Genomic DNA, 20,171 nt, shown 5'->3' on the forward strand with positions numbered 1-20,171 from the left:
GTTGGAGCATCAGCGGAAAATCCCTCCACATGGACGCTACAGTTGGGCGCTTATTCATGAAGCCATGGCGCATAACTCAGGCCAACCAGCACACCCTCGGGACTCATAAACCTTGCCACTGTCTGCCCCCAGGGTTCAGTGCGGGTTTCATGAACGAATTCCTGCCCCCTTCCCTTCATCTCTTGCACTGCCGCCTCTACAGCCGCTGCATCCCCCAACTCAAATTCAATGGTAGCCGTAGGCTCAGGAATATGGTCGGGCCATTCCTCCTGGCCAAAACAGGAGTTCGCTGCCATAGAAAGGGGCCATACTCCGAAATGGTTCGCTCCGGGGAATTTATCCATGAAACGATAGTCGTCCATCTTCTCCAGCGGCAGGCCCAGCGCATCCTCATACAGAGACGCACTTGCCGCAGGGTCTTTGGTTATGGACGCAAAACCTGAAATGCACTTGATTTCCATACAATCCCTCCGTGGTTCATCGAGCACCCTCGTGTCAGGGGCTACCCTATTTACAGAAGGTGTCTACTGAAGTGGGGCCTTGCCAGTTCCATCTTGCGCACATAACGCTCCGCTAATGTTCGCCGCCTGCGGCGTCACCATTGAGCGTCTTGTATGATTGAATGCCCACTGCTTAGCCCGTGTGGGGCGCCTGGAAGAGCTCAAAAAAATCGCCGGCAGAAAACAGCGTCATCACCCCGAGAAAACCGAACACTACGAAGATAGCAGCAGCATACACACGCCACGCATACTGCCCGATCCCATCATTGTGATTACCAGCAGCGACCCAAAGCCGAACCGCACTGTAAGGAAACCAAAAATACAGAACTGCAACTATTGGGATCATCGTGAACGCTGGCAAAATCCAAATTGCGACCTCTGGCGGCACGACACTGGCGTAACGGACCAACAACTTTGGTATGACAAAAACCGCCAACATCAGCCAAATGAACAGATACACCGAATACAGCAAGTGCTCGATAAAAAATATATGAACAGGCTTCCTTGTCACATTCATAGAAAATCACTCATAACGCCCGCCATCACCGGCGGCAAAACCGTAGCGAAGCGGAGGTTTTGGCATCCCGTGCATGGCTTGGTTACACCTCACTCTGGTCAGTGAAGCTCATTGAAAACTTCCGGATGTTGCTCAGCAATCCGCAGAAGCGCAACCGCAGGCCCCTGCGGCTCTCGCCTACCTTGCTCCCAATCCTGGAGGGTTCTCACACTCACGCCCATAAGACCAGCAAACGCAGATTGTGACATGTTTAACTTCAGCCTGATCACTTTAGGCGGTGAGGGCTCTGATAACTCCTGGGTTCGTAGAGCCAATTTGCCCTTTTTGAACTGCTTGATTTCATTGATGCCATCAAGAATCTCTGCCCCAAGGTTCCTGTCACCCATTTTTGATTGCCTCCGCTATCTGCTTGAGCGTATGGCCAGGAATACTGGCGCGCTCTGATTTACTGTACAGCGTGAGCATCCATATCTCGTGATCAGACTTCTTCCAGTAATAAATGGCTCTGATACCACCGCTCTTTCCCGAACCCGCTGGTGCCCATCGAACTTTACGAACGCCACCCGAGCCTTTAATCAGATCTCCAGCATCTGGCTTCTGCAGAAGGTAGGTTTGAAGCCCACGGTATTCCTCGTCCGTGAGGTAGTTCGGCAATAGCTTGGTGAACGTTGAGGTTTCGATGAATAGCATTGCCGGAATATACGGCAATGCCGTACTGTCGTCAAGGCAAGATCAGTGTTTTATGCCGTTTTTTGCTGCAGTGCGCGGCCCAGGGAATGGAAGTAGGTTCGGAAGGCGGCGTTTATCCGGTCGCGCTGTTCGCCCTGTGGGTATAGCCCCAGGCGGGCTTCTTCGCTCTCTTTGGTCCCCTTCACCAGAAAGGCGTTCTTCACTGCGGCATCCTGAATAAAGGCTTCAAAGGCTCGGGCACAGAGTTCTTCTGGCTGGCTGTAGTAGTGCACGCCGGCGGCTTTGTCGGCTTTTGCGGAGTTCCGGAACAGGGGGCTGGGGTTTTGGCCGCTGTCGTCCAGCAGGATGGCCTGGTAGCAGGCTTGCAGGCGCTGGTTCAGGGGGTGCTGGATGGCGTCCTGGCGGGTGAGCCATTGGCGGGAGGCGAACTGGCCCCGGGGTATGTTGGAGAACAGTTTGTCGCCGATGTAGTGGTCGAAGGCATGAAACCATTCGTGGGCGATGCTGCCAGGGCCGGCGTTTTTGGCCAGGGCGAAGCTGCGGGTGGCGGGGGTGTAATGGGCAGACACCCCCGGGCGGCCGCCAATGCCGTATTGCAAAGCCAAAGTGCCACGCAGGGAAATCAGGCTTTCGGTGCCGCCGAGGATGGTCATCAGGTCGCACAGGGCATCGTAGAACAGGGCGGCACTGCGCTGTTTTTCAGGCTCGGTCACCCAACGGCCAATCTCGACGGATCGAAACTGGAACCGCCGGCGCACGTCTAGAAAGCTGACCGGCGCCCCGGCGCGGTGGTCGGGGCCGGTTCTGTAGAAGGGTCTGGGCATGGCGGCATTGTACGAAGGCGCGGGCGGCTTGTCTCAGTTCAGGTGCTTCCGTTGGCGGCCAGCACCCGGTTGGCGCATTCGCCGCCGGTTTCCAGGTCCGTCAGGTTGCTGAGTGTTGTGTGTGCAATGCTTTCCAGGGCGTTGCGGGTGAAAAACGCCTGGTGGCCGGTGATGACCACATTCGGGAATGTGAGCAAACGGGCGAACACGTCGTCTCTCAGCACGATATTGGAGAGATCTTCGAAGAACAGGTCGCTTTCTTCCTCATACACATCCAGCCCCAGGTAGCCCACCTGGCCGGATTTCAGGCCTTCGATGATGGCGGCGGTGTCCACCATGGCGCCCCGGCTGGTGTTGATCAGCATCACGCCTTTTTTCATTTTGGCCACGGCTGCGGCATCAATCAGGTGATGGGTGTCCGGGGTGAGCGGGCAATGCAGGGTCACAATGTCGGCTTCCCGGAACAGTTCGTCCAGGCTCACATATTCCGCGCCCAGCGTTTGTGCCTCCGGGTCGGCGTGCAGGTCGTAACACAGCGCGCGGCAGCCAAACCCACGCATGATTCGCACCACTTCCACGCCAATCTGGCCGGTGCCCACCACACCCACGGTGCGGCCCCGCAGATCGAACCCCAGCAGGCCGTCAAGGGCAAAGTTGCCATCACGAATGCGGTGGTAGGCCCGGTGGATCTGCCGGTTCAGGGTCAGGATCAAGGCGGCGGTGTGTTCAGCCACCGCATAGGGAGAATACGCCGGTACCCGCACCACGGCGATGCCCAGGCGTTCGGCGGCTTTCAGGTCGACGTTGTTGAACCCGGCGCAACGCAGGGCCACGGCCCGGGTACCGCCGGCGGCCAGCTGTTCCAGTACGTTGGCATCCACCTGGTCGTTCACGAACACGCATACGGCGTCGAAGCCTTTGGCCAGTGCCGCAGTGGCCGCATTCAGGCGTGGTTCCAGGAACACCAGTTCATGCTGGTGGCTGGCCTGGTTCGCCTGTGCCAGGAACTGTTCGTCGTAGGGTTTGGTGCTGAAAACCGCCACTTTCATGGGATTGGCCTCATCCGGTCTGGGTGGGTACGGGGTCTTTCAAACATAAATCAAATGCCCGGCGGCGAGCCACCGCAATTTTGTTCAATACCGGTTACAAGGCGCCGTGCACACTGGGCGCCTCCGTTGGTTTACAGAGTGCTGATGCTATGAGTCTGTCTATTATCCTGCCGATGTCGGCCTTCGCCCTGGTGGCTTCGGTATCGCCGGGGCCGGTCAATCTGGTGTGCCTGAGCAGTGGCACGCGCTATCCGGTGTCTCAAGGGCTGGTGTTTGTCACCGGGGCCACTCTGGGGTTTATCGCGCTGTTTATGGCGGTGGGCCTGGGCCTGAATTCGCTGTTGGAACACGCGCCCGGGTTCGAGCGCTGGTTGAGCTGGGCTGGCGTCGCCTTCCTGCTGTACTTGAGCTACCAGCTGGCCACCGCCGATGGCCATCTCAGTGACGATGAGGCACGCCCGGCCCCCGGCTTTGTCACCGGCGCCCTGATGCAATGGTTGAACCCCAAGGCCTGGCTTGCTTCGGTGGCGGGTATCAGTGCGTTTACCGAGGGCGGCGATAGCACCCTGCTCTGGCTGTTTGCAGGGCTGTATCTGCCCATTTGTTGGCTGTCGCTGGCGAGTTGGGTGTATGTCGGGGTCGGGCTTCGCCGGCTGGTGCAGCAGCCGCGAATCCTGCGCGGGTTCAACCGGGTTCTGGCGCTGTTACTTACCGGAAGTTGCGTGTTCCTGCTGCTGGACTGACGGCTGGCGATACTGGTTCGGGGTGGCCGCCACCACGCGTTTGAAGGTTCTCTGGAAATGCGCCTGGTCGGCAAAGCCGGCGTTGAGGGCCGCGTCGGCAATACTCACGCCACGTTTCAGTTCGCTCTGCCCGTGCTGTATGCGGCGGTTGATGAGGTAGGCGTGGGGCGTTAACCCGTAGCTTTGCCGAAACGCCCGCACCAGATGCCCCGGGCTGTAGCCACTGAGCCGGCACAGGTCGTCCAGCGATACCTCGTCGGTACAGTGGCTGTCCAGGTACTCAGCCACCGCGGCCAGGGTGCCAGAGGGGCGCGGAATGCCCCGGGCCGGCGCTTCCGCCAGGCTCTGCATCAGGTCCAGCAGATACTCGGCAACCCGGCTCTGCTTTTCCAGCAAATCCCGGCCCGGGTCCAGCAGGCAATCGGCCATGGTGCAGTAATCCTGGTACTGGCGGGGGTCGGTGATCACTGCCGTGTCCAGGTCCTGCCAGTCTTCGCTGGGCAGCAGGCCCGCTTCAAATCTGAGCCGGGTCAGCCAGGCGGTATCCAGATACAGCATCAGATACGCCCAGGGCTGGTTATCAATGGGATTACAGGCGTGGGGCCATTCCGGGTTCATCAACACCAGCATGCCGGCGCTCACGTGGTACTGGTCGGTGCGGTACAGGAACGTGCTTTCACCGCCAGTGATGGCGCCGATCGACCAGTGCCGGTGGGTGTGCAGGGCATAACAGACCTCGCGCCCATCCTCGACTTTGCGCAGTTCCACATGGGGCATGCGGGCGTCGCGCCAGAAGATGGGTGTGCGAGGATCGGTCATGGTGGTTGCCTCAAAGCAAATCGGCCAGGCCAGTGCGTATGGCACTAGCCTAGCAGAAACTTACCACTCCAGCTGCGCACCGGTCTGATATTCGATCACCCGTGTTTCAAAGAAGTTTTTCTCTTTGCGCAGGGTGGCCTGCTCGTCCAGCCAGGGCGATACGTTCTTCGCTCCCGGGAACGGTTCTTCCAGGCCCACGGTGCGGGCCCGGCGGTTGGCCACAAAGCGGAACTGTTCGCTGTGGTATTCCGCCGAGTAACCCAGGATCGGGTCCCGCAGCACGTAGTTGGCGTAAGCCATTTCCGCGGCTTCGGATTCGTCCCACATCTCGCGCACCGCTTTCGGGTCCAGGGTGATTTTCTCTTCCTCGAGAATCTGGTTCACCACTTTCAGGCCGAAGGAGAAGTGCATGGCTTCGTCCCGCAGGATGTACTGCAACTGTTCACCCGTGCCCCGCATCAGGCCCCGGCGCTGCAGGGCGAAGATGGGGCTGAAGCCGTTGTAGAACCAGCAGCCTTCGAACACGGCGGCGAAGAACAGGTAGGACATCACGAAGTCCTGCAGTTCGTCCGGGTTGCGCAGGTTCATGTCGGAGCGCATGGCGGCGTCCAGCCGGCGGTTGGCCAGCTGGATTTTGCCGTTGATCTCCGGCACCACGCGGTAGCGGTTGTAGATCTCGCTCTGGTCCAGGTTCAGGGTTTCGATGCAGTGCTGATAGGTCCAGGTGTGCAGCGCTTCCTCGTATACCTGGCGGGCCTGGTAGATCTGCAGCTCCGGCGCGCTCATCTTCTCCATCACCGCCAGGCCGATGTTGCGCATGGCGAGGATGTCGGAGGTGGTCAGGTACGCCAGCACATTCTCGTACACGTGTTTTTCCGCCGGCGTCAGCCGGTGGTGGTAGTCGTGAACGTCCTGCGCCATGTTCACGTCCAGCGGCGTCCAGTGGTTCTTGTTGGCGTTCATGAAGTACTCCCAGGCCCAGGGGTACTTGAACGGTGCCAACTGGTTGATGTCGGTCTCGCCGTTAATCACCCGCTTGTCGTCGACATTCACGGGCGCCGGGCCGCCGGTGGCGGCGGCAGCGGTTTGCGCTTTTGGTTCGTCGTCCCAGTCCAGCATGTGGGTGCCTCCCAAATAAGTAAATGGTTACTGACAAGCTTCGCAGTCGGGATTGTCTATGCTGCACACCTGCGGCTGTGGCGCCGACACCGGCGCGGTCTTCTCGGCGCCAGTGGCGCCCAGGGAGCGCAGGTAGTAGGTGGTTTTGAGGCCACGCTCCCAGGCCAGCTGATACAGGGCATCCAGCTTCTTGCCGCTGGGCTCGGCCATGTACAGATTCAGGCTCTGGGCCTGGTCGAGCCATTTCTGACGGCGTGAGGCGGCTTCCACCAGCCAGCGGGCGTCGATCTCAAAGGCGGTGGCGTAGCGGGCCTTGAGTTCGGCGGGGATGCGGTCGATCTGCTGCACGCTGCCGTCGAAGTATTTCAGGTCGTTCACCATCACGTTGTCCCAGAGGCCTTCGGCCTTGAGGTCGCGGACCAGCGAGGGGTTCACCACGGTGAACTCACCGGACAGGTTCGATTTCACAAACAGGTTCTGGTACGCAGGCTCGATGGATTGCGACACGCCTACGATGTTGGAGATGGTGGCGGTGGGCGCAATGGCCATTACGTTGCTGTTGCGCATGCCGTTTTTGGCAATCAGCTCGCGCACCGGGGTCCAGTCCAGGCGGCTCTCGGTGTTTATCGACAGGTCGCCGTCACGGCGGGCTTCTTTCAGCTTCTGGATGGAGTCGATCGGCAGGATGCCCTGGCTCCACAGCGAGCCTTCGTAGGTTTCGTAGGCGCCCCGCTCACCGGCCAGCGTGGCGGAGGCACGCAACGCGAAGTAGCTGAGTTGCTCCATGGCGACATCGGCGAACTCCACCGCTTCGGCGCTGGTGTACGGCAGGCCCAGCTGGTACAGGGCATCCTGGAAGCCCATCAGGCCAAGACCCACCGGGCGGTGCTTCAGGTTAGAGTTGCGAGCCTGGGGCACGGCATAGAAATTTATGTCGATCACGTTGTCCAGCATGCGCACCGCCGTGGTGACGGTACGCTCCAGGCGCGCCACGTCCAGTTCGCCGTCCTTGATATGGGCAGCCAGGTTCACCGAACCCAGGTTGCACACGGCAATCTCGTCGGCACTGGTGTTCAAGGTGATTTCAGTACACAGGTTGGAGCTGTGCACCACGCCCTGATGCTGCTGCGGCGAGCGCAGGTTGCACGGGTCCTTGAAGGTGATCCAGGGGTGGCCGGTCTCGAACAGCACGGTGAGCATCTTGCGCCACAGCTGTTTGGCCGGAATTTTCTTGAACAGCTTGATCTTGCCTTGCTCGGCCAGGGCTTCGTAGTGCTGGTAGCGCTCGCGGAAGGCGTTGCCGTACAGGTCGTGCAGATCTGGCACATCGCTGGGGGAGAACAGGGTCCAGTCGCGGTCTTCGCGCATGCGTTCGATCAGCAGATCCGGCACCCAGTTGGCGGTGTTCATGTCGTGGGTACGGCGGCGCTCATCGCCGGTGTTCTTGCGCAGTTCCAGGAACTCTTCGATGTCCAGGTGCCAGCTTTCCAGATAGGCACAGACCGCGCCCTTGCGCTTGCCGCCCTGGTTCACCGCCACGGCGGTGTCGTTGACCACTTTCAGGAACGGCACCACACCCTGGCTCTGGCCGTTGGTACCCTTGATGTGGGAACCCAGTGCACGGACCGGGGTCCAGTCGTTGCCCAGACCACCGGCCCATTTGGACAGCAGGGCGTTATCGCGAATGGCCCCGTAAATGCCCTCCAGGTCGTCGCCCACCGTGGTCAGGTAGCAGGACGACAGCTGGGAATGCCGGGTGCCGCTGTTGAACAGGGTGGGCGTGCTGGCCATGTAATCGAAACTGGACAGCAGCTCATAGAATTCGATGGCGCGGGCATTGGGGTCGTCCTCACGCAGTGCCAGGCCCATGGCCACCCGCATGAAGAACACCTGGGGCAGTTCCAGGCGGGCCTTGTTCCAGTGCAGGAAGTAACGGTCGTACAGAGTTTGCAGGCCCAGGAAGCCGAACTGGAGATCGCGTTCCGGTTTCAGGGCGTTGCCAAGGCGTTCCAGGTCAAAGGCCGCCAGGGCTTCGTCCAGCAGTTCGTAGCGGATACCGGCGTGGATAAACGCTGTCAGAGCCTGTGGATAAATCTCTGCCAGCGGAAGACTGCGGGGCAGGTCCAGGGCTTCCGCTGTTTCCAGCCGGAGCTGTTCCAGCAGCAGGCGGGCGGTTACGGCGCTGTAGTCGGGTTCCCGTTCAATGCGGCCCCGGGCGGTCATGATCAGCGCGGTCAGCACTTCGGTGCCCTCAATACCGTCGTAGAGGTTGCGCAGGGCGTCTTCCACCAGCGAATCGCCGTTGATGCCGTCCAGCCCGGTGGCGGCTTGCTCCACCTGCTGTTTCATCAGTCCCAGATCCAGCGGCGCGATGCTACCGTCGCTCTTTTTCACGGTCAGGTGCGGGTGCGCTTCCACCGGCTCGTCCACGGCGCGCTGGCGGGCGTGTTCTTCACGGTACAGCACGTAGGCCCGGGCCACTTTCTGCTCTTCGGCCCGCATCAGGGCCAGTTCCACCTGGTCCTGGATGTCTTCGATGTGTACCTTGCCACCGGCCTTGAGGCGGCGGCTGATGGCCTGCACTACCTGTTCGGTAACCCGGTGCACGGCGTCGTTGATGCGGGCGGAACCGGCTGCCTGGTCCCCTTCCACCGCCAGGAAGGCTTTGGTCACCGCGACACTGATCTTGGCCGGGTTGAAACTCACCAGGGTGCCGTTTCGTTTGATAACTTGCAGGGATTGGGTATCGGTCGCGGGGGCCGGGGGTTCGGCAATGGCAGTGGCTGTCATGGTGCTCTCCTGAATTCGCGTTGGTTCCGTTTCACCCTCGCGAACGCAGTGGCACACCTTGCCCCGAATACGGGCAGGCCTGACCAATCTGCTCACCCTTGAATCGCGAAGGTGCAGTCCAGAAACCCATGGGGGGCTTCTGATCCCTGGCAGGTCTTCGGACTCAGGGGCGTGAACCTTTCAGCTCTGCCTAACGTGGCGACTTCCCGGCTTGCGCCAGTGTCATCTTGCCACGCTCGTTCCCCAATACCGCTGCGCGTCAGTTCCGGGTTCTCACCGGATTCCCGACTACCCTGTGATCAAGATGATCAGAGATTGATCACAATATATGGTAGTCAACCAAGGACCCGGTCACTATATAGGGCCGAATACGCCAAGACAAGGCACTTTTTGCAACGGAGCCTGTCCATCTCCAGACCACTGGATTTTAGGAATAGATGTGAGAATTTCGCTGCTTTTGGCCAGTACCCTGACGCTCGGTCTCGCCGCCAGCCCGGTGCAGGCCACGGCCTGGTATGGTGATCTGACCCTTGTGAAATAGTCCGCTTGCAGGACTGACTACGGGAGTAATCCAACCACTGGATTTACCGGTACTACTCCGGAAACCCGGGCACCACATAGGTTTTCTGGAACCGGCGCACCGGCGGTACCTCGCCACGCTCGGCCAGGCGCAGATAGGCATCATCAAAGGCCTCACGCAGAATGGTCGCGCGCGGATTGGCCAGGGAAAACAGCCAGGCTGCGTTGCGGCTACGCATTTCCGACCCGCGAATCTCTGCATCTGAGTTGCGGCTCAGGGTTTCCTTCACCGGTTGCCGGTAGTCCAGCAGGTAATCACCGCGCTTGCGCTTGAGCATGTTGAGACCGGAGCGGTGATTCGGTGCTTCGGTGATCCGGATATCGGGTTGGGCCGTCAGCCAGTCTCTGAGGCCGGCATAGGTATAGCCGCCGATCAGAATCACGGTTTTGTTGCGCAGGCGATCCATGTGATCCACCGGTGGCGCGCCCTCCAGATACCAGGCACTGAGTTCCACCGGAATCGGGCTGATCCAGCTCTCCAGTACATCGTCTTTCAGTGCAGGAATGTCGGTTAGCCCCATCCATAAATCGATAGTGCCATTGGTCAGATAGAGGTAGGTACGTGCGACGGGCAGATAGATGAATTCCAGTTGGTAACCCGCCTCTGCCGCCACCTTGCGGGTGATATGCACAAACTCGCCGGCGGGCTCTCCCTGCTCGTTTCGATAGCTGATGGGCGGGAATTCAACATAGGCAACACGAACGGTTGAGGATGCTTCAGCCGACGTCTCTGAGGCGCTCAACGGTGAATGGAACAGGCTCATCCCGATGAAGACCAGGGCCACAAACGCCAGGGGCAGTCGGGACAAACACAAAATAGATTGTTGGCAACTGCGCATGTATACCGCTTTTCTTTTATCTGTTTACCTGAAGGTTAACAGATCCTATGAAAACTGTGCGGTGAAATGTGCAAAACCTTGACTCAGAACGCGTGGGTGACCATGTACAGACCCACACCTCCCATCACGATGGTGTAAGGCAGAGCCATGATCACCATGCGCCCATAGGACAAACGCACCAGAGGTGCAATGGCTGACGTGAGCAGGAACAGGAACGCCGCCTGGCCATTGGGTGTAGCTACGCTCGGCAGGTTGGTACCGGTATTGATGGCTACGGCCAGAGTCTGGAAATGATCATAGCTGATGCTGCCGGCATCCAGCGCCTGTTTCACTTCGCTGATGTAGACGGTAGCGACAAACACGTTGTCGCTGATCATCGACAACAGCCCGTTGGCAATGAAGAACATGCCCGGCTGCTGGCCTTCGGGCAGCGCCAGTACGTAATCAATGATCGGTTTGAACAAGTGCTGTTCGTGAATCACGGCTACCACGGCGAAGAACACCACCAGCAACGAGGTAAAAGGTAGGGATTCCTGGAACGCCTTGCCAATCTGGTGTTCATCCGTCACGCCGGTAAAGGAGGTAATCAGGATAATCACCAGCAGACCAATCAGCCCGACCTCGGCAATGTGGAACGCCAGGCCAAACACCAGAATGACCGCGGCCACCGCCTGAATCCAGAGCGCCGCCTGATCGGACTTGGTTCGCCGCGCTTTTTCGTTGTCGGCAAACTCTTCCAGAACCCGGCGCACCGGCTTGGGCAGTCGACCGCCATATCCAAACCAGCGCAGTTTCTCCAGCGCCCAGCACGTGGCCAGGCCCGCAAACAATACCGGGACGCTGACCGGCGCCATGTGCAGGAAAAAGCCGGCGAAATCCCAGCCCACCACCTTGGCAATCAACAGGTTCTGGGGCTCACCCACCATGGTGGCCACGCCACCCAGGGCGGTACCGATCGCCCCATGCATCAGCAGACTGCGCAGAAAGGCCCGGAAGTTTTCCAGATCTTCCCGGTGCAGCTCAATCACTTCGTCGTCGCTGTTGGTGTTGTGGTCTTTCTGCTGGTAGCCCTTGCCGGATGCCACCTTGTGATAGACCGAGAAGAACCCTACCGCGACGCTGATAATGACCGCGGTGACGGTCAGGGCGTCGAGGAACGCGGACAGCACTGCCGCAGCGCTACAGAACAGCAGCGACAACGCCGACTTGGACCGTACCCCCACAAGAATCTGGGTGAAGGTCACCAGCAGCAGCTCTTTCATGAAGTAAATACCCGCCACCATGAACATCAGCAGCAGGATGACAGGGAAGTTGGTCAGAACCTCATGGTACACCGCATCCGCGGACGTCAGCCCGATCAGCAGGGCCTCCACCGCCAGCAAGCCCCCCGGGAGCAGTGGGTAGCATTTCAGCGCCATTGCCAGGGTAAAAATAAACTCACCGATCAACAGCCAACCCGCCACGCCGGGCCCAAGCAGATACATGACAATCGGATTGATGACCAGAAACAGCAGAATGACCTGCTTGTACCAGACGGGCGCCTTGCCAAGAAAATTATGGGTGAAGCCGGAGATAACAGTCGTGGGCATTACAGACATCTTCTGAGAAATCGGTTTGTTGGTATTGTGCGCCAGAAGACCCGCATCTTCCTTGATATTTACGTACCGGAGTATGGTCCGAAGGTACGAATTTCAGTCCGCTTTTGGTCTTAATAACAAAAAGAAGGCGAGATAGAGCCGGGCACCACAAGAGATTTAAGTAATACTACTTAATTACTGCCGAAACGGCGACGGTATTTTAACCGATTTCTCGATTAATAAGGTAACTTTCTGAACAAATGACGGTCACGGCCTGATATCGGGACTGATATTTTCAGGACCGGATCCAGGCAGGCTCCGGCCCGTTTTAAATGGTGGCCTATTCCACCGTCACACTCTTGGCCAGGTTCCGCGGCTGGTCTACGTCCGTGCCCTTCAATACCGCCACATGATAAGACAGCAACTGCAGCGGTACGGTATACACGATGGGCGCGGTAATCTCATGCACGGGTGGCAGTTGCATCACGTGGATGCCATCTTCCGGCTTTACATCCGCCGCCTTGTCGGCAAACACGAACAGCTCACCGCCACGGGCGCGTACCTCTTCCAGGTTGGATTTCAGCTTTTCCACCAGGTCGTTGTTAGGAGCCACGGTAACCACCGGCATCTCACTATCGACCAGTGCCAAGGGGCCATGCTTGAGCTCGCCGGCCGGATAGGCCTCGGCGTGGATGTAAGAAATTTCCTTGAGCTTCAGGGCCCCTTCCATCGCCACCGGGAACTGAGAGCCGCGGCCCAGGAACAGGCTGTGGTTCTTGTCCATAAACGCCTTGGACATCTCTTCAATGTCGGCATCCAGAGCGAGGACGTCACTCACCTGCTTGGGCAACTGATGAATGGCGGCGACGATGTCTGCCTCTTTGTCTTCGCTCAGGCCATTGTGGCGCGCCAGCGCCAGGGTGAAGATCAGCAAGGCGGTAAGCTGGGTGGTGAACGCCTTGGTCGACGCCACACCAATTTCCGGACCGGCCTGGGTCATGATGACCAGATCGGATTCCCGCACCAGGGAACTGCCCGGCACGTTGCAGATGGCCAGAGCCGCTCGGAAGCCCGCCTGTTTGGCTTGACGCAATGCCGCCAGAGTGTCGGCGGTTTCGCCGGACTGGGAAATGCACAGGAACAGGGTATCCGGCTGGATCACGTGTTTGCGATAGCGGAACTCGGACGCGACTTCCACGGAGCAAGGGATGCCGGCCAGGTCTTCAATCCAGTAACGGGCCACCATGCCGGCGTGGTAGGAAGTACCACAGGCGATGATCTGAACGTGGCGCACGTTTTCCAGCAGGTTGGCGGCATCGGTGCCCAGGGCCTGTTCCAGTACCCGGCTGTCAGTGATCCGGCCTTCCATGGTAGCCTTGATCACTTTCGGCTGCTCGTAGATTTCCTTGAGCATGTAGTGGCGATATTCGCCTTTGTCTGCAGAGTCAGCACCGTGTTCGAATCGGGTAATGGTCCGCTCCACCGGCTGACCACTGCGATCGTGGATGCGGATGCTGTCCTTGCGGATATCGGCGATATCGCCCTCTTCCAGGAACATGAAGCGGTCGGTCACCGGCAACAGGGCCAGCTGGTCAGACGCGATAAAGTTCTCGCCAATACCGACGCCAACTACCAGAGGGCTGCCCTCGCGACAGACCACCAGGTGATCCGGCTCATCGGCATGAACAACGGCCAGGGCGTAGGCACCGCGCAGACGCTGAATGGCCGCCTTTACCGCTTCATAGAGTTTGCCCTGTTCACGAAAGTATTTCTCGATCAGGTGCGCGACCACCTCGGTATCGGTCTGGGAGGTGAACTCAAAACCCTCGGCCCTGAGTTCATCCCGGAGTTCCTGGTAGTTCTCGATGATGCCGTTATGGACGATGGCCAGCCGCTCGCCGGACATATGGGGATGGGCATTCACCTGCGAGGGCTCCCCGTGGGTGGCCCAGCGAGTGTGGGCAATACCCAGGTGACCAGCCAGGGGGTTTGCTTCAATGGCATCAGCCAGGGCCGCCACCTTGCCGACTTCCCGGGCTCGCTGCACCAGGTGCTGGCCATTGATGACGGCCATGCCGGCGGAGTCGTACCCCCGGTATTCCAGGCGGCGCAGGCCCTCCAGCAGAATACCCTGGACATCCCGTTCAGATACCGCTCCTACAATCCCACACATGCTGTTATCACCTGTTCGTTAATCGTTGGTTACGCTTTTTTCGGCCGTTCCCAGCCGGCGATGTTGCGCTGCTTGCCACGGGCCACCGCCAGTTCCCCTTCGCTGATATCGCGGGTAATGGTCGAGCCGGCACCAATGGTGGCCTGTTCCGCTACGTTCACCGGAGCGACCAGTGAGGTATTGGAGCCGACAAATACCCCGTCACCCAATACCGTCTGGTGTTTGTTCACACCATCATAATTGCAGGTGATGGTACCTGCACCCACATTCACATTACGGCCCAGTGAGGCATCACCAACGTAACTGAGGTGATTGATCTTGCTGCCCTCCCCCACCACGGCCTTCTTGGTTTCGACAAAATTGCCAACCTTGGTGTTGGCGGCCAGTTCCGTGCCCGGACGCAGGCGCGCGAACGGCCCGATCTGCGCGTTGGCCCCTACCACGGCCCCTTCAATCACGCTGTTGGCCTTGATCTCGGCACCGTCAGCGATGGTGGCGTCTTTGATCACGCAGTTAGGTCCGATCACGACGTTGCTGCCCAGGCTTACCCGGCCTTCAAAGACGGCGTTCACGTCTATCCACAGGTCGTTGCCAATGGTGAGCTCACCACGCACATCAATGCGGGCCGGGTCAGCCAGGGATGCGCCCTCGGTCATCAAACGCTCGGCTTGCTGACGCTGGTACCAGCGCTCCAGTTCCGCCAGTTGCAGGCGGTTGTTCACGCCCTGAACCTCGAATGGGTTCAGCGGCTGGGAAACCGTCACTGACAAGCCATGGTCGACCGCCATCGCGATAATGTCAGTCAGATAATACTCGCCCTGGGCATTGCTGTTGGACAGAGCGGGCAGCCATTGCTTCAGGTGACTGGCTGAGACCGCCAGAATGCCCGTGTTCACTTCCTGAATCTGCTGCTGTTCAGCGGTCGCGTCTTTCTGCTCGACGATGGCCTGAACCAGGCCTTGTTCGTTGCGAACGATCCGGCCATAACCGTGGGGGTTGACCATATCCACCGTCAGCAAAGCCAGATTCCGTTCGTCCAGGTCGGCGACCATGGTTTCCAGGGTGTCTTTGCGAGTCAGAGGGACGTCACCGTACAACACCAGCACCCGGGCATCATCCGGCAGTGCCGGCAGAGCCTGGGCCACGGCATGGCCGGTACCCAGTTGCTCGGTCTGCAACACCCAGTTCACCGAGTCGTCTTCCAGAGACGCCCGAACCTGATCGGCTCCGTGACCAATCACCGTGTGAATTTTCTCCGCGCCCAGTTGTTTTGCGGTATCAACCACATGGTGCAGCATGGCTTTACCCGCCACCGGATGCAGCACCTTGGGCAGGGAGGATTTCATGCGGGAGCCCTGGCCGGCGGCCAGGATCACAACGTGTAACGGGCTCATGGGGCAATCAGCTCCGGTATTCAAAACGTCCATAAATGAAAAAACCGCGTCCCGGTGGAATCTCCGACACTCCGTTTACGGAATACCGGGCCCTCCACCTGAGGATGCGGTTCACTGTCAGGCCAATCCGGGCGCTGACACAGGCTCTGCTTTAACGCAGGTGCTTGCGCAGCTTCTGGATGGTGCGCAGCTGAGCGGCCGCTTCGGCCAGCTCGGCAGCAGCACGCGAGTACTCGAACTCGCCTGTCTTGTTCGCCAGTGCCTTCTCGGCTTGCTTCTGGGCTTCCAGGGCCGCTGCTTCGTCCACATCCTTTGCACGAACGGCGGTGTCGGCCATCAGAGTAACCAGATTGGGCTGTACTTCCAGGTAACCACCGGATACGTACAGAATTTCCTCACTGCCACCCTGCTTGATGATCCGCACTGCGCCGGGCTTCAGCTCGGTCAGCAGCGGAGCATGGCCATACTGGATGCCAAGCTCACCTTCGGTACCGGTGGCGATCAGCATCTCCACCAGGCCCGAATAGATTTTTTCCTCGGCACTTACGACGTCACAATGTACGGTCATAGCCATTTCTTACGCCTCTTGGGTCTGAAAGGAAAAAAGGTGTCTTACTTACCTTCCTTCTCTTTCATTGCCTTAGCTTTCTCAATCGCTTCTTCGATGCCGCCGCACATGTAGAACGCCTGCTCCGGCATGTCGTCGTAGTCACCGTTGAGAATGCCTTCGAAGCTCGCGATGGTCTCTTTCAGAGACACGTACTTACCCGGAGAACCGGTAAATACTTCAGCAACGTGGAACGGCTGCGACAGGAAACGCTCGATCTTACGGGCGCGGGATACGATCAGCTTGTCTTCTTCAGACAGCTCGTCCATACCCAGGATCGCGATGATGTCTTTCAGTTCCTTGTAGCGCTGCAGAACGTTCTGAACACCACGGGCAACGTTGTAGTGCTGCTCACCAATCACCAGCGGATCCAGCTGACGGGAGGTGGAGTCGAGCGGATCGATCGCCGGGTAGATACCCTTGGAAGCGATGTCACGGCTCAGTACCACGGTCGCGTCAAGGTGCGAGAAGGTGGTGGCCGGAGACGGGTCAGTCAAGTCATCCGCCGGTACGTAGACCGCCTGGATAGAAGTGATGGAACCGGTCTTGGTAGAGGTGATCCGCTCCTGCAGCTGACCCATCTCTTCCGCCAGGGTCGGCTGGTAACCTACCGCAGAAGGCATACGACCCAGCAGTGCAGATACCTCGGTACCGGCCAGGGTGTAACGGTAGATGTTGTCAACGAACAGCAGTACGTCACGGCCTTCGTCACGGAACTTCTCAGCCATGGTGAGACCGGTCAGGGCCACACGCAGACGGTTTCCAGGGGGCTCGTTCATCTGGCCGTAAACCATGGCAACCTTATCGAGAACGTTGGACTCCTTCATTTCGTAGTAGAAGTCGTTACCTTCCCGGGTCCGCTCACCAACACCTGCGAATACGGAGAGACCGGAGTGCTCTTTCGCGATGTTGTTGATCAGTTCCATCATGTTTACGGTCTTGCCTACGCCGGCACCACCGAACAGACCCACCTTACCACCCTTGGCGAACGGGCAGATCAGGTCGATAACCTTGATGCCGGTTTCCAGCAGGTCGGCAGACGCTGCCTGATCGGCATAGCCCGGTGCCTTGCGGTGGATAGCCCAGCGCTCTTCTTCGCCGATGTCGCCCTGCTCGTCGATGGGACGACCCAGAACGTCCATGATCCGGCCCAGAGTCTGTGTACCAACGGGTACAGAGATCGGCTTGCCGGTATTTTCTGCTTTCAGGCCACGCTTCAGGCCCTCGGTGCTGCCCATGGCGATGGTACGAACAATGCCGTCACCCAGCTGCTGCTGGACTTCCAGAGTTGTTTCGCCACCTTCAAGCAGCAGTGCGTCGTAAACGCTTGGAACGGAGTCACGTGGAAATTCCACGTCGATAACCGCGCCAATGATCTGAACGATGTGTCCGCTACTCATGCTCGGTTCCTCGTTATCTTGATAGTCAATAAAACCAGTAGGTCTGTGAGCGTTAACCAACAGATGCCGCGCCGCTCACAATCTCCGAAATCTCTTGTGTGATCGCTGCCTGACGGGCCTTGTTATAGGCCAGTTGAAGCTCGTCAATGATGCTGCCAGCGTTGTCTGTCGCGCTCTTCATGGCAATCATCCGGGCAGCCTGCTCACAGGCCAGATTTTCTACCACACCCTGATACACCTGGGATTCGATATAACGTGGCATCAGCCCGTCAAGGATCGGACGGGAATCCGGCTCGTAGATGTAATCCCACTGGTGACCGATTTCTTCATCATCGCCTTCCGGCAGCGGCAGCAATTGCAGCGCCTGGGGGCTCTGGGTCATGGTGTTGACGAATTCGTTGCTGATCAGGAACAGGCGGTCGATCTTGCCTTCCACGAACGAATCCAGCATCACCTTGACGCTACCGATCAGCTGATCTGCACTCGGGCTATCGCCCAGGTGCGTCACGGCTGCCACCACGTTCCCGCCGTAGTTGCGGAAGAAGGAGGCACCCTTCTGGCCAATAGCGCAGATATCGGTCTCAATACCTTGTTGTTTCCATTCACGCATTTCTCTGACGAGCAGCTTGAACGCGTTGGTGTTCAGACCACCGCAAAGACCGCGATCAGAGGAGACCACAATGTAGCCTACCCGCTTGACCTCGCGCTCCTGCATGAACGGATGGCGGTAATCCTTGTTGGACTTCGCAATGTGTCCGATTACCTGGCGCATCTTTTCAGCGTACGGGCGGGTTGCCTGCATACGCTCCTGAGCCTTACGCATCTTGCTCGCGGCTACCATTTCCATGGCAGACGTGATCTTCTGCGTGCTCTTGATGCTTCCGATCTGGTTACGTATTTCTTTTCCGACGGCCATATGTCACTGCCTTTTCAAGTTAGACACTCAAATGGACCAGCAGGCCCGCACAACGGCGGGCCTTTTGGATTTACCAGCTCTGAGTGGTCTTGAATTTCTCCAGAGCAGCTTTGAGGCCGGCAGTGATGTCGTCGTTGAAGTTACCTTCAGGGCCGATCTTGTCCAGAAGTTCCTTCTGCTCGGACCGCATCCAGTCCAGCAGTTGGGCTTCGAACTTCACAACCTTGTTGACATCCACATCGTCCAGGAAGCCTTCGTTCGCTGCGAACAGTACGGTACCCATTTCCGCAACGGTCATCGGGCTGTACTGGTTCTGCTTCATCAGCTCGGTGACGCGCTGACCATGCTCCAGCTGCTTACGGGTTGCTTCGTCGAGGTCAGAAGCGAACTGGGCAAACGCCGCCAGTTCCCGGTACTGGGCCAGAGCCAGACGGATGTTACCGCCGAGCTTCTTCATGATCTTGGTCTGGGCTGCACCACCTACCCGGGATACGGAGATACCGGCGTTCATGGCCGGACGGATACCGGAGTTGAACAGGTTGGTTTCCAGGAAGATCTGACCATCGGTAATGGAGATTACGTTGGTCGGTACGAATGCAGACACGTCACCAGCCTGAGTCTCGATGATCGGCAGCGCGGTCAGGGAACCGGTCTTGCCTTTCACTTCGCCGTTGGTGAACTGCTCAACGTAGTCAGCATTTACACGGGACGCACGCTCCAGCAGACGGGAGTGCAGGTAGAAAACGTCACCCGGGAATGCTTCACGTCCCGGCGGACGACGCAGCAGCAGGGAGATCTGACGGTAGGCAACGGCCTGTTTGGACAGGTCATCGTATACGATCAGGGCGTCTTCACCGCGGTCGCGGAAGAACTCACCCATGGAAGTACCGGCGTACGGAGCCAGGAACTGCATGGCGGCCGGATCGGCGGCACCAGCAGCAACCACGATGGTGTGGTCCATGGCACCGTGCTCTTCCAGCTTGCGCACAACGGCGGCAATGGAAGACTGCTTCTGGCCAACGGCAACGTAGATACACTTGATGCCGGTGTGCTTCTGGTTGATGATCGCGTCGATGGCAACCGCGGTCTTACCGATCTGACGGTCGCCGATGATCAGCTCACGCTGGCCGCGGCCGATGGGAACCATGGTATCGATGGCTTTCAGACCAGTCTGTACCGGCTCGTCAACGGACTGACGGGCGATAACGCCCGGTGCAACCTTCTCGACCGGGGAGGTCAGGCTGTTGCCCAGCTCGCCCTTACCGTCGATGGGGTTACCCAGGGAGTCAACCACACGGCCCAGCAGTTCGTTACCAACGGGTACTTCCAGGATACGACCAGTACAACGTACCTTCTGGCCTTCGGCCAGACCTTCGTAGTCACCCAGAACAACCGCACCAACAGAATCACGCTCCAGGTTCAGCGCCATGCCGTATGTGCCGTTGGCAAATTCAATCATCTCGCCGTACATAACGTCGGCCAGACCGTGGATCAGCACGATACCGTCAGATACAGACAGGATCGTACCTTCGTTTTTTGCTTCGGAAGAGATGTCGAGTTTCTCGATTCTCTTCTTGATGATGTCACTGATCTCGGATGGATTCAGTTGCTGCATGCCTTTGTCCTCAAACCTTG

The 20,171-nt window shown here is 58.7% G+C and carries 18 protein-coding genes and 1 riboswitch; of the genes, 1 reads left to right on the forward strand and 17 read right to left on the reverse strand.

Going from position 1 to position 20,171, the window contains the following annotated elements; genetic code table 11:
• Nucleotides 1-50: 50 nt before the first annotated feature.
• The 6 genes from ACF8YQ_RS17870 to ACF8YQ_RS17895 all read right to left on the reverse strand — a co-directional run bounded on the left by ACF8YQ_RS17870 (nt 51) and on the right by ACF8YQ_RS17895 (nt 3,580).
• A complete protein-coding gene (locus tag ACF8YQ_RS17870) occupies nt 51-461 on the reverse strand; it encodes a VOC family protein (protein WP_396622197.1) in 411 nt (136 codons plus the stop codon).
• Nucleotides 462-633: 172 nt separating this feature from the next.
• On the reverse strand, nt 634-1,017 hold the full coding sequence (locus ACF8YQ_RS17875; protein WP_396622198.1) for a hypothetical protein: 384 nt from the start codon (nt 1,015-1,017) through the stop codon (nt 634-636).
• A 98-nt stretch (nt 1,018-1,115) separates the two neighbouring features.
• Nucleotides 1,116-1,403, reverse strand: coding sequence for a DNA-binding transcriptional regulator (locus ACF8YQ_RS17880; RefSeq protein ID WP_222198148.1), 288 nt, complete (start codon nt 1,401-1,403; stop codon nt 1,116-1,118).
• A complete protein-coding gene (locus ACF8YQ_RS17885; protein WP_012137896.1) occupies nt 1,396-1,707 on the reverse strand; it encodes a type II toxin-antitoxin system RelE/ParE family toxin in 312 nt (103 codons plus the stop codon). The genes ACF8YQ_RS17880 and ACF8YQ_RS17885 overlap by 8 nt, the downstream gene beginning before the upstream one ends.
• Before the next feature lie 50 nt (nt 1,708-1,757).
• Nucleotides 1,758-2,531: a CLCA_X family protein gene (locus ACF8YQ_RS17890; RefSeq protein WP_396622199.1), complete on the reverse strand. Its 774-nt coding sequence runs from the start codon at nt 2,529-2,531 to the stop codon at nt 1,758-1,760.
• Between the two features lie 38 nt (nt 2,532-2,569).
• Entirely contained in the window at nt 2,570-3,580 is a 1,011-nt protein-coding gene (locus ACF8YQ_RS17895) for a 2-hydroxyacid dehydrogenase (protein WP_396622200.1), read from the reverse strand.
• 149 nt (nt 3,581-3,729) lie between these two features.
• On the opposite strand from ACF8YQ_RS17895, the gene ACF8YQ_RS17900 reads away from it, so the two are divergent.
• Nucleotides 3,730-4,323, forward strand: a complete 594-nt coding sequence (locus ACF8YQ_RS17900; RefSeq protein ID WP_396622201.1) for a LysE family translocator — start codon at nt 3,730-3,732, stop codon at nt 4,321-4,323.
• Here the strand turns inward: ACF8YQ_RS17900 and ACF8YQ_RS17905 are convergent.
• The 11 genes from ACF8YQ_RS17905 to atpA form a co-directional block, all read right to left on the reverse strand.
• Nucleotides 4,285-5,142, reverse strand: a complete 858-nt coding sequence (locus tag ACF8YQ_RS17905; RefSeq protein WP_396622202.1) for an AraC family transcriptional regulator — start codon at nt 5,140-5,142, stop codon at nt 4,285-4,287. The genes ACF8YQ_RS17900 and ACF8YQ_RS17905 overlap by 39 nt on opposite strands.
• 60 nt (nt 5,143-5,202) lie before the next feature.
• Nucleotides 5,203-6,261, reverse strand: coding sequence for a ribonucleotide-diphosphate reductase subunit beta (locus ACF8YQ_RS17910; RefSeq protein ID WP_022990159.1), 1,059 nt, complete (start codon nt 6,259-6,261; stop codon nt 5,203-5,205).
• A gap of 27 nt (nt 6,262-6,288) precedes the next feature.
• Nucleotides 6,289-9,051 (reverse strand): ribonucleoside-diphosphate reductase subunit alpha, encoded by a 2,763-nt coding sequence (locus tag ACF8YQ_RS17915; RefSeq protein WP_396622203.1) that lies wholly within the window; start codon nt 9,049-9,051, stop codon nt 6,289-6,291.
• Nucleotides 9,052-9,181: 130 nt separating this feature from the next.
• A riboswitch (cobalamin riboswitch) is annotated at nt 9,182-9,379 on the reverse strand.
• A gap of 265 nt (nt 9,380-9,644) precedes the next feature.
• Nucleotides 9,645-10,439, reverse strand: coding sequence for a substrate-binding periplasmic protein (locus tag ACF8YQ_RS17920; protein WP_396622204.1), 795 nt, complete (start codon nt 10,437-10,439; stop codon nt 9,645-9,647).
• A gap of 113 nt (nt 10,440-10,552) precedes the next feature.
• Complete coding sequence (gene nhaB / locus ACF8YQ_RS17925) at nt 10,553-12,058, reverse strand: sodium/proton antiporter NhaB (RefSeq protein ID WP_396622205.1); 1,506 nt, start codon at nt 12,056-12,058, stop codon at nt 10,553-10,555.
• Nucleotides 12,059-12,386: 328 nt separating this feature from the next.
• Nucleotides 12,387-14,219 carry a glutamine--fructose-6-phosphate transaminase (isomerizing) gene (glmS, locus tag ACF8YQ_RS17930; protein WP_396622206.1) on the reverse strand — a complete coding sequence of 611 codons (1,833 nt, stop codon included), beginning with the start codon at nt 14,217-14,219 and terminating at the stop codon, nt 12,387-12,389.
• 29 nt (nt 14,220-14,248) lie between these two features.
• Complete coding sequence (gene glmU, locus ACF8YQ_RS17935; protein ID WP_396622207.1) at nt 14,249-15,613, reverse strand: bifunctional UDP-N-acetylglucosamine diphosphorylase/glucosamine-1-phosphate N-acetyltransferase GlmU; 1,365 nt, start codon at nt 15,611-15,613, stop codon at nt 14,249-14,251.
• Nucleotides 15,614-15,764: 151 nt separating this feature from the next.
• A complete protein-coding gene (locus ACF8YQ_RS17940; protein WP_014423136.1) occupies nt 15,765-16,187 on the reverse strand; it encodes a F0F1 ATP synthase subunit epsilon in 423 nt (140 codons plus the stop codon).
• Between the two features lie 38 nt (nt 16,188-16,225).
• The gene (atpD, locus tag ACF8YQ_RS17945) at nt 16,226-17,620 is read right to left on the reverse strand and encodes a F0F1 ATP synthase subunit beta (protein ID WP_199451954.1); all 1,395 of its coding nucleotides are present in this window, start codon (nt 17,618-17,620) and stop codon (nt 16,226-16,228) included.
• 52 nt (nt 17,621-17,672) lie between these two features.
• Nucleotides 17,673-18,536 carry a F0F1 ATP synthase subunit gamma gene (gene atpG, locus ACF8YQ_RS17950; RefSeq protein ID WP_396622208.1) on the reverse strand — a complete coding sequence of 288 codons (864 nt, stop codon included), beginning with the start codon at nt 18,534-18,536 and terminating at the stop codon, nt 17,673-17,675.
• 70 nt (nt 18,537-18,606) lie between these two features.
• On the reverse strand, nt 18,607-20,151 hold the full coding sequence (gene atpA / locus ACF8YQ_RS17955) for a F0F1 ATP synthase subunit alpha (protein WP_011787278.1): 1,545 nt from the start codon (nt 20,149-20,151) through the stop codon (nt 18,607-18,609).
• Nucleotides 20,152-20,171 lie beyond the last annotated feature (20 nt).

The organism is Marinobacter sp. W-8 (assembly GCF_044342215.1).
Classification (GTDB): domain Bacteria; phylum Pseudomonadota; class Gammaproteobacteria; order Pseudomonadales; family Oleiphilaceae; genus Marinobacter; species Marinobacter nauticus.